Origin of the sequence: Streptomyces avicenniae (genome assembly GCF_000719135.1) — a bacterium.
Lineage (GTDB): Bacteria > Actinomycetota > Actinomycetes > Streptomycetales > Streptomycetaceae > Streptomyces > Streptomyces avicenniae.
In genome coordinates this window covers 12287-27955 of record NZ_JOEK01000022.1, presented here as the reverse complement: position 1 = coordinate 27955, position 15669 = coordinate 12287, and the positions used below count along the sequence as shown (strand labels likewise).

Annotated in this window: 11 protein-coding genes and 1 pseudogene; 8 read left to right on the top strand and 4 right to left on the bottom strand. The window is 70.1% G+C overall.

All coding sequences use genetic code 11. The annotated features are described in order from the left end of the window. Nucleotides 1-496: 496 nt before the first annotated feature. The 4 genes from IF27_RS29325 to IF27_RS29310 form a co-directional block, all read right to left on the bottom strand. Nucleotides 497-1435, bottom strand: a complete 939-nt coding sequence (locus IF27_RS29325; protein WP_223291260.1) for a hypothetical protein — start codon at nt 1433-1435, stop codon at nt 497-499. 313 nt (nt 1436-1748) lie between these two features. Beyond that, a complete protein-coding gene (locus IF27_RS29320; RefSeq protein ID WP_190233146.1) occupies nt 1749-2873 on the bottom strand; it encodes an AAA family ATPase in 1125 nt (374 codons plus the stop codon). 121 nt (nt 2874-2994) lie between these two features. After that, nucleotides 2995-5361 carry an integrase catalytic domain-containing protein gene (locus tag IF27_RS29315; RefSeq protein WP_052852913.1) on the bottom strand — a complete coding sequence of 789 codons (2367 nt, stop codon included), beginning with the start codon at nt 5359-5361 and terminating at the stop codon, nt 2995-2997. 19 nt (nt 5362-5380) lie between these two features. After that, the gene (locus IF27_RS29310; RefSeq protein ID WP_052852912.1) at nt 5381-6139 is read right to left on the bottom strand and encodes a TnsA-like heteromeric transposase endonuclease subunit; all 759 of its coding nucleotides are present in this window, start codon (nt 6137-6139) and stop codon (nt 5381-5383) included. A gap of 752 nt (nt 6140-6891) precedes the next feature. Between IF27_RS29310 and IF27_RS29305 the strand changes: the two genes are divergently transcribed. From IF27_RS29305 to IF27_RS29275, 8 genes and pseudogenes are all read left to right on the top strand, one after another. After that, nucleotides 6892-7845, top strand: a complete 954-nt coding sequence (locus IF27_RS29305) for a hypothetical protein (protein WP_223291259.1) — start codon at nt 6892-6894, stop codon at nt 7843-7845. 66 nt (nt 7846-7911) lie between these two features. After that, nucleotides 7912-8826 carry a hypothetical protein gene (locus tag IF27_RS29300; RefSeq protein ID WP_052852910.1) on the top strand — a complete coding sequence of 305 codons (915 nt, stop codon included), beginning with the start codon at nt 7912-7914 and terminating at the stop codon, nt 8824-8826. Between the two features lie 8 nt (nt 8827-8834). Further along, on the top strand, nt 8835-9860 hold the full coding sequence (locus IF27_RS29295) for an ImmA/IrrE family metallo-endopeptidase (RefSeq protein ID WP_052852909.1): 1026 nt from the start codon (nt 8835-8837) through the stop codon (nt 9858-9860). Between the two features lie 139 nt (nt 9861-9999). Continuing rightward, nucleotides 10000-10281 (top strand): DUF3892 domain-containing protein, encoded by a 282-nt coding sequence (locus IF27_RS29290; RefSeq protein ID WP_052852908.1) that lies wholly within the window; start codon nt 10000-10002, stop codon nt 10279-10281. A gap of 37 nt (nt 10282-10318) precedes the next feature. Beyond that, nucleotides 10319-10506 (top strand): annotated as a pseudogene (locus IF27_RS31740) (hypothetical protein); the annotation flags it as partial. A 142-nt stretch (nt 10507-10648) separates the two neighbouring features. After that, nucleotides 10649-11953, top strand: coding sequence for a ComEC/Rec2 family competence protein (locus tag IF27_RS29285; protein WP_052852907.1), 1305 nt, complete (start codon nt 10649-10651; stop codon nt 11951-11953). After that, on the top strand, nt 11950-14490 hold the full coding sequence (locus IF27_RS29280) for a ThiF family adenylyltransferase (RefSeq protein ID WP_052852906.1): 2541 nt from the start codon (nt 11950-11952) through the stop codon (nt 14488-14490). The genes IF27_RS29285 and IF27_RS29280 overlap by 4 nt, the downstream gene beginning before the upstream one ends. Continuing rightward, entirely contained in the window at nt 14487-15587 is a 1101-nt protein-coding gene (locus IF27_RS29275; RefSeq protein ID WP_052852905.1) for a patatin-like phospholipase family protein, read from the top strand. The genes IF27_RS29280 and IF27_RS29275 overlap by 4 nt, the downstream gene beginning before the upstream one ends. The last annotated feature ends 82 nt before the right edge of the window (nt 15588-15669 follow it).

Below are 15669 nucleotides of genomic sequence, written 5' to 3'. Positions count from 1 at the left end.
TGCCGAATCTGGGAACGATCACTAGATGAGCGAGGTGTTGGGCTGGTGATTTAGTGATCATCCCCGGACGGGTGACTGCGGTCTGAGCTGGGTTCTTCGTGAGGCTGAGGCGGCTTGACCGGCTCTGAGCTGGAGGTTTGGCGTTCCTTCGGAAGGTGGTGATCAGCACGGGATTTTCTACTAATTTTGCAGGGGCGGAGAGGGGGTTTGCGCTGGTTAGTGGCCTTTCTAGCGGCCGGTCCTCCAGCCGGTGGTCATCCGGGTTGCAACATCTCGCTGTGAGCGAGCCGCTCTACAACCCGATCTCATCCGCGTGGTCATCTGCAGCAGCGCCGGTACGTCGGCCAGGTGCTGCTCACATGATCGACCTTCTCGAGTAGGTCGCAACGATTGGCCAGCCAGAGGGTCTTGTGGCTCGTGCAGCAGCCGCCCCAGCACCGTCGAGAGGGGGAGCGTGGCTTTGAAAGAGCCCACATGCGGTCCGGTGCGCATGGTGCTACTTGCCGCGGAGTTCATCGATCCGGCGCTGTTCCCACCAGTCCAGGATCATGTCGAGGCGCCTGACGGACGGTTCGATACGGCTCAGGGCTCGGTCTAGGTTGATGAACGGAATCATCAGACCGGTGAGTGACGAGGTCTTGGATTTCAATCCCTCCGCCTGTCTCCCCCAGGACGTCAGGTGCTTGGACACATCAGTGAGGCCGGTCAGCATACGGGCCATGTCATCATCTGGGAGGGAAGCGTCTGTTTCTCCGGAGCTGTTGATGCCCAACAACTGGTGTGCGGTTGCTACGGCCGCGAAGACGGCCTGCACACGCTTCACTGCGTGGTCGTGGAACCGGCGGGCCATCGCTTTGACATCGATGTCGACACCTTCGACCAGCCGGCCCCGAAGCTGCTGTGGCGTCGTGACGGGAGCCAGGTCCGAAGATGCCATCGTCCACGCGATCGGTTTGTGCCGGCCGACAAGTTCGTTGGCCAGAACCCTGTAGGCCACTACAAGTTCTGGGATCAAGTCCGGCTCCAGCGTGTCCCGGTGGTATGCCGCGTTGCGGTACTGGTGCAGCCGGTCGAGCACTTCGCGTTCCTGGGCTGTCAGCACGCCCCTCTGCATCAGGAACTTGGTCTTCTCGTGCAGGTGATCGTCCATAGCCTTACGGCGATCCGGTCCCACGTGCTCGTCGACCAGTCGGCTCAGCTGCTCGTCGAGCTCCCCGCCGCTGTCACGCAACTCGCGCATCTCCACAATGACGCTGTCAGCGATCTGGAAAGCCAGCTGGGCGTTGACCTCACGGCCAACGATCACCTCAACCAGGTGGTCGAGGAGGATGAGAGCAAGACGGTCGTGTGCCTGATCGCCTGCCTCGGCGCATCGCCGGATCTCGGTTATCTCGACCGCGAGCCAGTTCCACTGCTCGGCCTGGTGTACGGTCACGCGATCCCAGTCGGAAGCGAAAGGCTGCATAGGAGGCATGGCGCCAGCCTCCCACCACCTGACCGGCGGCCCACCGGTGACGCGTGGCGAAACTGAGGAGGCGGCCGCCAGGAAGCCGGGCAGCAGATGGCCGGCCCCGTCCTTCCCTCGGGTCTGCTGCCTCTACCCGCGCTCCGACACTCGGTGTCTGCGGGCCCGCTCCACGTTGACGCCCAGGCCCGCCGACCGTGTGCGGTGCGTGCCCTGGTGAGAGCTGTGCACGAACGCATCGGCCCAGCCCGCTGGCGGTATCCGCCGAGCGGTGCGGTGCGGTTCAGCCGAGCTGGGCTGTTGCTGCGTCGATCTCTTTCTCGGTGATGTTCTCGCTGCCGCTGCGGATCGCGATGACGGCGGCAGTGGAGATGACGTAGGTGAGGGCTTTGAAGTAGCCACCGGTGCGCTGGTGCAGTGTGACGGCGTGTTTGCTCAGGGCATGTTCCTCGAGCCGGTACAGGCTCAGGTCGGCCTCGAAGCTCGCCAGAACGCGCCGGAACATCTCCTGTTCCTCTCTCTTGGTGCCCAGGGGCAGGGGGTGCAGCCAGGTCACCGGCAGCAGCTCGGTGGGTGAGGGCGAGACGGGTTGGGCCGGCTGTCCCGCCCGTTCGAGCCGTACCCGGTTCTCCTCGCTGACCCGGGTCAGCTCTCCGGCCAGGATGCGGGCCTGGTGCAGGCGGTGGCTGGCTCCGGTGCCGCAGAAGACGATGGAGATGCCCAGCTTGTCGCGCAGGTAGTCGAAGTAGGGCAGCACGTTCGCCAGGTGCTGCGGCGAGGCGCGGTTGATGTCGTCGATGAGCAGCAGACGGGTCTGTGCCGTCTCCAGGACGTAGTTGACCGGCAGGGTCACATCCTGGTGTCTGCGCATCTCCAGGACCTCCGTGAGGTTTTTCGGTTCGGGGTTGAGCCCCAGGAAAGAGCCGATCTCCCAGACCCAGTTCACCCTCGGCTCTGGTTCTGCGGGGGTGGTGATGTGCACCACCGGGATCGTGTTCTGCTGCCTGCCGTTCGTGGCGGCTTCGATCTCCTTCTGGGCGGTGCGTCCCATCGCCCGCAGTAGGCAGGTTTTGCCGGTGCCCGGGGGGCCGTCGATGACATGGTCCATCAGCCCGTCCCGGCACCCGCTGTTGCGGTGGACCGCCTCGACGACCGTCTCCTGCATGTGGGTCATCGCCTCGGTGGGCACCATCCGCAGATGCCGGTGGTAGGCGATGGCCTGTTCGTCTTTCTTCCTGCCGGTAGCGGGAGGGCTGCCCGTCGCCAGGACAGGCGGATCCACTTTCTCGTCGACGAAGTGGGTCCAGCCGGTGAGCTGGAACAGCGGCAGAGGCCGCATCGGGGTGTTTTTTAGCTGCTGACGCAGACGGGCTTCACGTTTGGCACGCAGTTCGACGGATGCCTTCATCAATGCTTCTCTCTCGTCACGGTCCTGGCTCTCACCGGCAGACCGGCTCCGGGCCGAGAAACCTGTCCGCCTTCAGGGCCGGCCTGCGGCTGCATGGTTCACGGCCCCGGTCGACTGTCACCTACATCTCCCATACGTCGGCCTCGCCCTCGTCACCGTCATCACCGTCCGGATCGAGGTCGTCGAGGAGTTCCGCCTCGACGACCTCGTAGGCAGCTGCCGGTGCTCCGGCCGCGGAGGCGTCCGGCGGGCTGCCGTCGCCGTCGTCGGGAAAGAGCGCTGCCAGCGGATGCGGAGCCTGCCCGCTGTCCGTGGGCCGGTCCGCGCTGCCCGTGCCGGCGGGCAGCACCGGCGGCGCGGGCACGGGCGCAGGAGCCAGAGGAGAGATGGGCAGCGCCGGGTAGGGCCGCAGCGTCGACAGGTCGAACTCCTCCAGACCCGCGTAGGGATCTTGGGACGGCTGTTCGGTCTCCAACGCCAGTCCTTGGAAGGGCGGTTCGGCCCCGGTGCGCTTGGGCGGCGGTCTGCGGCTGCGCCGACGCCGGTCGCGCTGCGCCAGGGCCAGAGCGATCGCCTCCTCGTCCTGTTCGCTGCCGCTGGCCGCACAGTGCCGCTCGGCGTGCTCCTGCCACATGTCCGCGGTCCACGGGTCGGTGAGCAGGTGCCGCAGCCGGAAGTCGCACGTCACCCAGGTGCCCGCCGTATGGTCGTAGAGCCACACCCGCTCGGGACGGTAGGGGTTGAAGCGGCATTCCCACTTGCCCCCGGCGCCGGGCAGCTTCGAGCCGCCGCGCAGGAGGATCTCCCGGTAGTGTCCGGCGTCCTGCGCGACGGGCTGATAGGTCCGATAGTCGATCATGAAGCCGCCCTTGCCGGGGGTGACCCACTGCGGCAGTAGGAAGAAGCGGTTCTGGGCGGGGGAGAGCGGCACGGCCCGGTAGCCGCTGCGGGCCACCTGGACGGCGTACATGTCGTTGGGCGACAGCACAACGTGGGGCCGGAACGGGTCGCGCAGCCCCGCATCGGGGGTCTGCTGATACTCCAAGGCCACCCATTCCTGGGCCATCTGCTGGAGCTCGGCGATCGTGTACAGCGGCATCCGCTCGATGCCGCGGCCGCGTTTCCTGTGGCTGCGGCCCTGCCAGCCGTGCTTCACGTGCTGGCTGAAGCGGTGCGCGAGTGTGATGAAGAAGTTCTCGGCGAGCGGCTTATCGGTCGGGGTCCTCTTGCGCGCCGGGCGGCGGGCGATGCGCAGCCGGTCGCAGACCTCGGCGAAATGCTCGCTCACGTATGGGCTGCCCTGGTCATAGATGATCAGCTCGGGGCGGATGACCGGTCGGGCGGCGGTGGCCTCGGTGAACCGCTCGTCCGCCGCGCGCAGCGCCCCGAACGGCAGGGCGGAGGCGGCGGCCGCGCTCAGCGGGTCCCAGCCGGGCATCACCGGCCAGGGCGCGAAGGCCTGGGCCAGCATCAGGGTCAGGTCGATCGCCCGGGTCGCCCGGCCGGGCCGTCCGCTCTCGGCGTCCCGGGGACGGCTGGGTGTGATCATCAGCGCGCACACGCTGTGGTTGGCCACGTCGATGAGCGAGGTCATCTCCGTGGCGGTGGGCCGGCCGTCGTCGCCACAGGCCAGGATCCGCAGCGGCGTGGTGTCGGTCTGGGTCACCTGTCCCGGCCGCAGCACGGCCTCGCGTCCGCCGTGGGGCAGGGGCGGGGTGGAGGCCAGGGCGGCACGGGCCCGCGTCGGCCTGGCCAGGGCATCGGCCAGGCCGGACTCCTTCATCCGCAGGTAGAAGGTGGACCGGGAGGGCAGCAGGGCCGCCACGGCGGCCGGATCGCCGAGTTCCTCGTCGTAGCGCGAGTGCAACAGGTCCTCGACCTCCTCGCGGACCACATCGATGGTCACGTCCGACTCGTGCGCGCGCCGGGCCACCACCTCCTGCATGGCGGCCAGGCACCGCGGGTCGGTGAAGCCGCCTGGCCGTTTGTTCCGCGGCGCGGACAGCAGCACGGCGGGGTTTTCTCCTGCCGCTTTCCACTTGCGCCGCTTGTCGGCGAGCGTGTGGGCCGAGCAGCTGATGCCGTCGGCCGCCAGGCGCGCCGACATCGCGGCGCACCGCTGGGCCAGCGTCGTCCCCGGCCCGAATCCCCGCTCATGCTCGCTTCGGCCCGGCGCCAGACCGGTATCGATCTCCACCATGCGCGCTTGCCACAGCGCGGCCTGCTCCTCCCGTCCCTTCTGCCGCCCCCACCCGCCAAGAGCCGCGCTGTCCGCAGCCGGCGCCGCACCGCCGCTGAGGACGGCGAAGTCCTCCGCACCCACCAGCCACCGGTACGACACCGCCCGGGGCGCCTCCCCGCCGTCCTGCGGCACCAGCGTGACCTGCGACCCCTGCCACTCCACCATCTCCCACTCGCGTTCCTGCCAGCGCACTCGCGCCCCGATGGACAGCGACCCCGCAAGCCGGGCCTCACCCGATCCCGCCATGCGCCCCCCTTCCTCCCCTTCAGGCAGCCCAAGCCACGGCATCGGGCAGCAGCGGCTGCGCGACGTCGAACAGCAGCCGCCGCTGCCACAGCATCCGATAGGCGAGGTCCAGCCCCGTCAGCTCGTCCAGCCCGCTCGCCGCCACCCCTGCCCGCAGACCTGCCGGCGCCCTGAACGCCTCCAGCAGCGCCTGCCCCTGGCACCCCTCGTCGCCCACGGGGAACCGGTAGCCCGCCAGCCACCCGAGATTGCGCGCGCGCACCCCCGACGGCTCGCGGACCTGACGCACCCGCCACCCTGCCGCCCGGGCTACCTCCTCAAGCACCTGAAGCCTCGCCGCGGGCAGGCTTTCCTGGCCGGAAGGCTTCAGCACCAGCACCTCACGTACACCCTCGGCCGTGCGCGCCAGGAAATCGGGGCGCCAGCGGCGAAGACGGCCTCCTGCCCGCCAGCGCATCTCCACCGGGCCGGCGCTGAACGCTGCCCAGGCCGGATCGAAGTCCAGCTCCACCGCCAGCCGCCACTGCCGCAGGCTGCCGCACACCACGGTCTGCTCCCGCGTCGCCACCGGCCAGTAGGTGATGATGCCCCTGCGGCCCCGATAGGGCACCGGCTCGCTCACCGGCCCGAACTCCTCCAGCACCACGCCCCGAAGCCCGTCCGCGGTGCACGAGTACACCCGCCCATACGGCTCGCGGTACAAAGCCACGACCCCTTGCCCCGCGCCCGGCATGGCCTCGCCTTCCGACAGGCCGCCGGTGGTCTCCATCGCACTCATGCCCACCCCTCGCCGCGCGGCCACACGGCCCCGCACGCCTGTCCGCCCGTCAACTTCTGCACCTTCGGCCCCTGGCCGTGCGCCAGTCGGCCCGCACAGCAGCCCGGTATCCCCATGCTGCTGTGCGCCGCGCCGCGAGAACTTCCCCGCCCGCCGGATACGCCTGAAAGGGTGAACGCGGTGGCGACAAGGAAGCCGCCGGGCGCCCTCTTCTCACGCGGATCACGGCATCCTGCGCGCCGCCTTGGCTGTTGAACTCGCCCGCCACGCAGTCGGTTTCGGCCCGCTGAACATCCGCTGCATCGATCAGTCCCCGGAAAGGAGGCTGTCTGACGAACGGTGGTAGTCGGGCGATTACAGCGCTGTGACCTGCTGCGACGGGCGAACTGCCCTGCTATTTACACCGTTTGACGGGCAGCCTCCCGGAAAGGGAGGGAGCGAAGAAGCCCACCGCGGCCCGCCGGGATGGGGCCATCGGTGGCGACGGACCTGGCACCGCCAACTGGCTCCGGGTGCCGCACGTCCGGGGCGACGGGGATCGGGTAACTGCCGGGACAGGACGGACCAGGCTGTCTGCGCCTCCGGCCGACGGGTGGCGTCTGCCCAGGGCGGCCCGCGGGGACGGTCCGTGCGACGAACAGGATCGCGGTTCCCTCCCTCGGGCGTGTTGCCTGGTGTGTCTGAGACGGCAGGTGTATGCAGGCAGGAAGCCTGGGACCGTCCGTTCCAGGCGGGTCGGGGGTGAGCCGGTGGTGGGTGGAGCGTACGAAGAACTTTCACAGACGGGCCAGTTGGGGCCGGAGACGTTCGAACTGCTGCGACGTCTGGTTCATCAGGTCCGCCACTCGTCTGGATTCCCGCCGCCCGAGGGGTACGCCGAGTGGGACGACGACGCGGCCTACGACGTGATCACGGCCATGTTGACCCGCGAGGGTGCCGGGCAGCGCTTCGTGACTAGTTGCTTTGCCCTGGCCACCGACGACGCCTCGCTGGAGCGGCTGTTCCTCACGTCGATCAAGAACTTCCTCATCGATGAGGCGAAGAAGACCCCGCGCGGCAAGCTGCGGCGCCGCATCGCCCGGCTGATGGGCACCGACGCGTCCTTCCGCCGGATGCCCGGGCCTCCGCCGCGGTGGGCGCTGAGCGACCACCCCGAGGGCGCGGTGTGGCAGGGGAATCTGGATAATCTCGTTGCCGAGGCCTGGCGCGTACGCGGGGTGGGGATTACCCGCTGGAACCGTTCTGGCCCCACCCCCGCGCAGACGGTCCGGGCCCTCATGGCCATCGTGACGCAGGTCCTGCGACACGCCCGGGGCGCGGTGCGGGAGGAGGACCTGGCCAAGGTCCTCGAGTCCCGGTTCGAGCTCCTGTCGCCGGCCCGCTTCACCCCCCTCCACGCCGACGAGGGGACGCTCGCCGCTGCGGTCGAGGCGAGCGTGGCGGAGGCTGACCCCGCGGGCGTCGGCGGCGCCGCCCACATCTGGCAGCGGCTGACCCCCAACGAGCGCCTGCTGCTGCCCTACCTGGACGAAGACGCCCATCACGCGGCACAGCTGCTGGAGATCGGACAAACACAGGCCAGGGCTGTTCTGGCAGGTCTGAAGGCGAAGCTCCTCCTTGCTCTCTCCGAGGACAGCGACCGGGAAGCGGTCATGGGAGCGCTCCTGCGGCGCTGCGCAGATCCGCCGCCTGAGCCGCCCCTGTGACGTCGTCCGTATCCAGTGAGAAGAGAATGCGCTGATGGATCACAGCCGAGGAGAGGGGGAGACAGGATGAAACCCGCCCAGGGCAGCAGCGCCTACGAACGGCTGGTGGCCGCTGCGGCCGGGCTGAAGGTGCCCGACGCCGTCCGGAAGGTCGCCACCGCGCCGCCGGGGGATCCCGAACCCGGCCAGATCTGGCGGGCCGTGTGGGACCAGACCATCCAGCTGCTGGTGATCACCACGGTCGATGACGACACGGTGCACGCCATTCCGGCCTCCTTGGAACGCTACGCCGACGCCCACACGCTGCTGCTGCCTGCCGAGGCCTCCACGCTCGAGCAGCCGCTCGCCCTGTGGTGGGGACTGAAGCAGCCGCTGCCCTGGTATGTGCTGGACCGCCAGGTCAGCCAGCTGACGGTGCCGCTGCCAGCCTCCCTGCACCCCGACCTCGCGCACGATCCGCCACCAGGGGCACGCTGGGGCAGCACCGCGCCGTCACCCGCCGCGGCGGATACCGAGTACCGGGGCGCTGTGGCCGATAACCTGGCGCGGCTGAGCGCCGCACGCTGGGTCCCTGAAGGATCCGGCGCCCTGCCCCAGCTGCTGCAACAACGAGGCGTCACCCCCCAGCAGCTGGGATCACAGCTGCAGCTCCCACCTGCCCAGGCCCTGCCGGTGTGGCGCGGCCAGCACCCCCTCACAGCCGACCAGGCAGAGAAACTCGCCGTACTCCTCGGCCTGCACGCGGACGTGGTCCTTGCTGCCAATCCCGCGCCGCCGCCCGCCGTGGTGCACGAGCTGAACCGGCCGCTGCGCCGCAGGCAGCTGCGTGCCCTCGCCGCCCGGCACCTCGAAAACGAACAACAGGCCCGACTCCGTGCCGCCTACGGCATCCTCACCCTGGCGGCCCGCCAGGACGACCGCACCAACACCGACTGGGCGGCACGCGCGGACACTTACTTCGAACTGCGTCTGGGCCAGTAGGGGCTGCTGTGGTCAACTACGTGCTCGCGGCCGCCGCCCGCGCCCAGGCGACCGCCATGATGGCGGAGCTGGACGCACACAGACCCGGTGCGGCCCAGCGCCTGACTCAAGGTGCCCTCGCCGAGATGCAGACATGGCCGGAGCTGACCGTCCGGCGGGTTGGCGAGGCCCAGACCGGCGCGCGCTGCAGCGTCGCCGGCGCCTACGAACCCGGCCCGCCCCCGCAGATCGTCGTCGCCGACTCCGCCAGCCCTGCCCGCCAGGACTTCACCGCCCTGCACGAACTGGGCCATCACCTCCAGCAGAACAGCTTTGCCCTGATGGAGGCCTTCGCACACCAGCCCGATCGCGGCGTGCTGCTGGAAGACGCGGCCTGCGACGCGTTCGCCGCCGAGATCCTGCTGCCGGCACCGCTCGTGGAGCATCACCTGGCCGCCGACGGACCCACCGCCCCCGACATCGTGGAATTGTGGCGTGCCAGCGGCGCCTCCCGCATGGCGGTGTGCGTCCGTGCCGCCCAGCACCTGCCCGCCCCCGGACACGTCCTCCTCCTCGAAACCGGCGGACAGGTCGCCTTCGCCGCCTCCCACGGCCTCCCGCCTCTGCGGCGCGGCAGCTTCCAGGGCGACATCCCCACTATCGCCCAGGCCCGGGCCGGCCAGGGCCGCGCGCAGGGACCCACCCAAATCCGCTACCGAGACGGCATCCTGGGACGGGAACTGCACGCGCAGACCGCGCCGATGGACGGCTACCTGGTCGCCGTCCTCGTCACCGACTCGGCGCCTTGGCGCACCTTCACGCCGCCCACGAAGGACACCGGACCCCAGGCGCGCGAGTACATCTGCGAACACTGCGACGAGGAGTACCGCTCCTTCGAACCCGCCTGTTCCCTCTGCCGCGTCCCCCGCTGCCCTGAATGCGGCCGCTGTGCCTGCCCGGCGCGCGTGACCGAACGCCTGTGCCAGGGATGCTTCACCCTGCATCCGCCCCCGATGTTCGCCGACGGCGCTGACCGCTGCCTCGACTGCTCTTGACGCCCCGCCAGTCAGGAACTCTCCTTTCTCTACCCGCGAGTTACGTCGTCCGTCCCCGGCGAAGCACCCCGCACCGGGGTGACGGGACCCGGCGCCGGCTCCGGGACCCCGTCGGGCAAGCCGGCAGAAGAAAAGAATCATGGCCATCCAGATCACCGCGGTACGCCTGTCCGGCGGCACCACGCACCAGCACATCACCCGCCTGTGGTGGACCAACCCGGCGACCGCCAAGACCGGCGACAACGCCCGGGCGGAGATCGTCACCTGGATCGAAGACGAAAAGGGTCAGGCCTACACGAGCGACACAGGAGGGCACCGGGCGGAGGTCGTCGTGGTGACCCCGCCGCGCGGCGAGAAGTACCTGCAGACCCGCGCCGACGGCGTATGGGCCAACAACCTGCTGGCCCTTCCCCGCCGCTGAGCAGGCCCGCCCCGGGTGACAGAAGAACGGCCGGCGCGCTCCTGCTCACCCGGGGCAGCGGATCGTGGAAGCGGTGCGGGCCACCGGAAAGACGGAGCCGGCCTCCCGCGACGTGGGGCTGGCCATGCCCGACCCGCGACAGGGGCCAGGTCTCCCCGTCCTCTGCGATTCGCGTCCGTCTACCGGGCGTTCGACACGCTCGAGGACGTCGAGGCGGCGATCGCCGGCCCCTCCCCGCGAGCAGTGCCTGAACGCTCCGCTGTCCGATCGCGGCGACGTTGCCAGTGGCGCGTGGTACATCTGGCCTGAGCAGTGAACTGATGTGTTTTTCCTGCTAGTTGATCATTATTGAGTGAAGAGGTAGGACATGGTCGAGACGGAACTTCCCGGGCAGGGGGTGGTGTTCTGGCCGGTGGGCACGGGTGACTCCACCACGATCGTGCTGGGCGGTGACCTGGTGATGCAGGTGGACCTACGGGACATGAAGGCGGCCGACGAGGACGACGCGGTGGTCGCCGCCGTCATCGACCGGCTGGAGGAGACCCTGCCGCAGCCCGACGGCAAGACGCCTTACCTGGCGGTCTTCGCCCTGACCCACGCGGATAAGGACCACTGCTGCGGGTTCGGCGATCTGCTGGAGAGCTCCATCCTGATCGGGGAGATCTGGGCGACGCCCCGGCTGTGGCGGGAGCTGTCCGAGGACAAGGACATGTGTGAAGACGCCCGCCGCTTCCAGGAAGAGGTCGAACGGCGCGTGGACGCCACCCTCCAGGCCATCGAGGACGGCAAGGAGCCCGCGAGCGGGGACCGGGTGCGGATCATCGGCTACGACGAGGACCGCGAGGACCACTCCTACGCGCATCTGCCGGACGAGTACTTCACCTTCCCCGGGGAGTCCATCACGACAGTCGACGGCGTGGAGGTCTCGGACAGGTTCGAGGCGTTCGTCCACGCGCCCTTCAAGGACGACTGCGCCAGCGACCGCAACGACACCTCCCTGGCCCTGCAGGTGCAGCTGCACACGGACGACGGTACGGCGGGCCGGCTGCTGTTCTTGGGCGACCTTGCCTACCCCACCATCAAGAAGATCTTCGACTACAGCGAGTTCCACGGCCGCACCGACCGCATCGAGTGGGACGTGCTGCTCTCCCCGCACCACTGCTCGAAGAAGGTCATGTACGCCAAGGGCGAGGACGGCGAGGAGGAGCTCAAGCAGGACATCCTCGACCAGCTTGAGGCGCATGCCGGCGCGGATGCCCGGGTGATCTCCAGTTCGCGGCCCTTCCGCGACAAGGACGACACGGGCAACGACCCGCCGCACCTGTTGGCCCGCACCGCCTATGAGTCGATCACCGACTACGAGGTGCTGTGCACGGGGGAGTACCCCTCCAAGGAGGAGCCCCGGCCGGTGGTCTTCGCTCTGGAGCCGGGCTTGGGGCTGGAACTCGTCGACGTCACCGACCTGGAGAACAAGGCCCAGGTGCTGAAGGCCGCAGGCGGCGGCCGGCGGCTGCTGGCCGCGATGGGCACCACCCGCTTCCCGGCCGCTTCATTCACTGCCGCGGTCGGCCTCCCGCACCGGCGCGGCACGGACGCTGCGCGCGCCGGTGTGCAGCAGGCCAGGGGCGACAAGGCCGAGCCGGCGGTACAGATCGGATTCGGTGCCGCGTGAAGGACAGCACCACCCTGGACCTCACCGAGGGCCAGCGGCTCGCTCTCGACCAGCTTCACCGCATCGTCCAGGCCTCCCAAGGAGCGGTGGCGGCCACGCATGTGGCCGCTGTCGCCGACCGGGCCGGGTACGTCGAGGCCCGCATCAGCATCGGCTGCGCCAACCTGCCGCGCACCCCAGGCGGCCTGAGGCTGCGCGGTGTCGAGGCGGTCACCCTGCTGATCCCCTCGCGCTTCCCGTTCACCGCCCCCAGTGTGCGGACCCGGCATACCCGGTTCGCGGGTGCCCCGCACGTCAACTGGGGCCGCCACCTGTGTCTGTACCGTTCAACGGCGACTGAGTGGGATCCGGCCGACGGCATGTACGGGTTCATCAACCGCCTCCTGGACTGGTTCGAAGCGGCCGCCGCGGGAGAACTGGACCGCCCCGGGGAACCCCTGCACCCTCCGAATGCCCTGACCGACCGCGCGGCGGGGCTCCTCGTGATCCGCCGCGACGCGCCCGTCGCACGGCCGGACGGGCCGTGGCTGGGCGCCGCCGTACTGCACGAGGTCACCGACACGCGATGCGACGTGGTGGGCTGGCTTGCCATCGAGGACCCCTGGCCCGGCAGCCCGGAGCAGCTGCGGGAGATGGCCGCCCTCCCGGCCAGCGCCCGCGTGTTCCTCGCCCCCGCCGTCGTCACCACGAAGCACCTGACGTTCGAATACCCGCTCACCGCGCGGGAACTGGTCGAGGCCCTGGCCCGCGACCACATCACGTCACGTCTGCTGCTGGGGCTGACGGGATTCGTCGCGGACCACAACCGCACCCTGCTCCACCCCGACGGCAAGGCGCCGGACGAGGACGACGAGGACACTCCGGTCGCGCCGGTGCACCTGCTGCTGGGCACCCCCTCACGCGGCATCGCGGGCGACGGCCCGCGCCAGACCCACCTGGTGGCCTGGCACCTGCCCGACTTCGCCGACCGGCTCGGCCGGCTGACCGTCGACACTTCCTTCAGCGGACATGCGCACCTGGCCGAACTTGGCGAGGAGGTCGTCCAGTTCGGCACCGAGTGGCTCGACCGTCTGCCCACCCGGTGGATGCGCGTGTACGAGGCCCGCCCCGAAGTCACCGTTCGCCGCGACCACGCCACTCCTGCGGCCTGGCTGCGGGGCAAACGCATCCTCGTCCTGGGCGCCGGTGCCCTGGGCGCCCCGGTCGCCGACATGTGCGCACGCGCCGGAGCCGCGCACCTCACCGTCGCCGACCAGGCGCTCGTCCATCCCGGAATTCTGGCGCGCCAGCCCTATACGGACGCCGACATCGGCCTGCCCAAGGCGAGCGTCCTGGCCGACCGCCTTAACGGGATCGACCCCCACACCACCCGCGTCGAAGCCGTCGTCGGGGACATCACCACCCGGTTGTCCGAACTCGACCTGCGCGCCTTCGACCTGATCTGGGACTGCACCGCCAATCGCATCGTCCGCGCCCACCTCGAACGTGCCCGCCGCACCGATGCCAACCCGTGGCCCCACCTGGCCACGCTGATGATCGGCCACCACGCCACCCGCGGCCTCGCCGCCCTCTCACCCTGCGGCGCCACCGGCGGTGGCGCCGACGTCCTGCGCCGCACCGCGCTGGCCGCGCACACCGACGCCACGCACGCCTTCGACGACCTGGTCGAGGACTTCTTCCCCACCCAGCCACCGACCGAGCTCTTCCAGCCCGAACCCGGCTGCTCGGACGCCACCTTCACCGGATCGGCCGCCGATGTCACCGCGCTGGCCGGACAACTGGTGACGGGCATCCTCCACGCCCTGGCCGACCCCGGCGGCCGGCACACCATGGCCACGCTCATCGTCCGCATGCCCGCCGGCCCCGCCAGCGCCCAGCCCGCCGGGCCGCGCTGGCTGACCTGGCCCAACGACACCGTCGTCACAGATGAGGCCACCGGCTACGACGTGCGCATCACCCCCGCCGCACTGGCTGAAATGCGCGCGGAAGCCCGCCGCGGCACCCGGGTCAGGGGCCCGCTCGTGGAAACCGGCGGCACCCTCCTCGGCCTCATCGACGACGCCACCGGCGTGATCTTCGTCGACGAGGCCACCGGCCCGCCCCCCGACTCCCTGCTGACGGAGGCATACTTCCGGCACGGCCTGGACGGCGTCAGCGGCCACCTCGCCGCCCGCCGGGAGGCGACCGGCAACATCAGCCGCTTCATGGGCATGTGGCACACCCACCCGCACACCGCCGCGCAGCCCAGTGCCACCGACCGTGCCGCCATGACCAGCCTCACCCTCCCACTGAGCGACGCCCCCGCCCGCGCCCTGGTCCTGATCGCCGGGGGACCGGACCCCGTCTGGCACAAGTGGCTCGCGACCGGTGACGGCCCTCACCTCTACGCCCACCTCGCCACCCGCACTGCCTCCGTCGCGGCCGAGCCGCCCCCGCCGCAACCATCCGCTCGCCTCGGCCCCTTGACCTGGTGGCCCGGCGGCTACGCCACCCGCCCCCACCGTCCCGTCTCGTTTCCACGCAAGGCTCGCCCATGACTCGTACCATCGGCCTCGCCCTGTCCGGCGGCGGCTCCCGCGCGGCCGCCTTCCACCTCGGGTGCCTGCGCGCCCTTCATGACCGCGATCTCCTCGACCGCATCCGCGTCGTTTCCGGCATCTCCGGCGGCTCCCTCCTCGCCGCTCTGTGGGCCTACGGCCCGCAAGACTTTGCCGATTTCGACACCCGCACCACTGACCTGCTGCGCTCGGGCCTCCAACTGGACATCGCACGCCAGGCGTTCAAGCCCTCCGCGGCCGTACGCAACCTGACCGCGGCGGCCCGCGCAGGCGCCCGCGGACTGCTTTCCCGCCACGGCGGCGTCAGCGTCGCCCGCCCTGCCAACCGCACCGACGCCCTGGCCGCCGTTCTCACCCACAAGGCATTCGGCACCACCACCATGGCCGACGTCACCCACCCCGGCCTCGACGTCGTCCTCACCGCCACCGACCTGGCCACCACCAACGCCGTCCGCTTCGGCAGCACTCGTAGCGGCTGCTCCCGCTACGGCAGCATCACCGAACCCATCCACGTCGCCACCGCCGTCGCCGCCTCCGCCGCCTACCCCGTCTTCCTGCCGGCCCTGGAACGCGCCTTCACCTTCCAGCACCGCGACGGGCACAGCCAGCAGCACACCGTGCTGCTCACCGACGGCGGTGTCTACGACAACCTCGGCCTGTCCGTCCTCGAGCCCGGACGCTCACCGCACCACACCCAGCACGTCTACGACGTGCCCTTCATCATCTCCTGCGACGCCGGTCTGGGCGAACTTGCCCTGAAGACACCGCACTTCATGTTCGGACGGCTCAACCGCTCCTTCGCCACCGTCCACCGCAAGGCCCAGGACTCCGCCCGCTCCCGCCTGCACGAGTGGGCCGCCAACGGTCGCATCGACGGCTTCGCCCTGGCCTACCTCGGCATGAAGGACGACCGGCTGCCCGCGCCGCCCGCCGACCTCGTCCCCCGCAGTGCGGTCGCCTCCTACCCGACCAACTTCGCGGCCATGGCCCGCAGCGACTTCGAGGCCATCACCATCCGCGGCGAACAGCTCATGCGCACCGTCCTGCCGATGTACTTGCGGCCCGCACACCGGTGAGGAGGCAGCGAAGCAACCAGTAGGAATGCCCCTTTGGAACGCACAGCGGCAGGATGCGTTGCGGCTGGCATACCGGCCGCAA

Coding starts and splice junctions, on each gene's coding strand:
- IF27_RS29300 (WP_052852910.1), top strand. CDS start 7,912: ATGAAACCCGCCCAGGGCAGCAGCGCCTACGAACGGCTGGTGGCCGCT.
- IF27_RS29275 (WP_052852905.1), top strand. CDS start 14,487: ATGACTCGTACCATCGGCCTCGCCCTGTCCGGCGGCGGCTCCCGCGCG.
- IF27_RS29310 (WP_052852912.1), bottom strand. CDS start 6,139: ATGAGTGCGATGGAGACCACCGGCGGCCTGTCGGAAGGCGAGGCCATG.
- IF27_RS29285 (WP_052852907.1), top strand. CDS start 10,649: ATGGTCGAGACGGAACTTCCCGGGCAGGGGGTGGTGTTCTGGCCGGTG.
- IF27_RS29315 (WP_052852913.1), bottom strand. CDS start 5,361: ATGGCGGGATCGGGTGAGGCCCGGCTTGCGGGGTCGCTGTCCATCGGG.
- IF27_RS29320 (WP_190233146.1), bottom strand. CDS start 2,873: ATGAAGGCATCCGTCGAACTGCGTGCCAAACGTGAAGCCCGTCTGCGT.
- IF27_RS29290 (WP_052852908.1), top strand. CDS start 10,000: ATGGCCATCCAGATCACCGCGGTACGCCTGTCCGGCGGCACCACGCAC.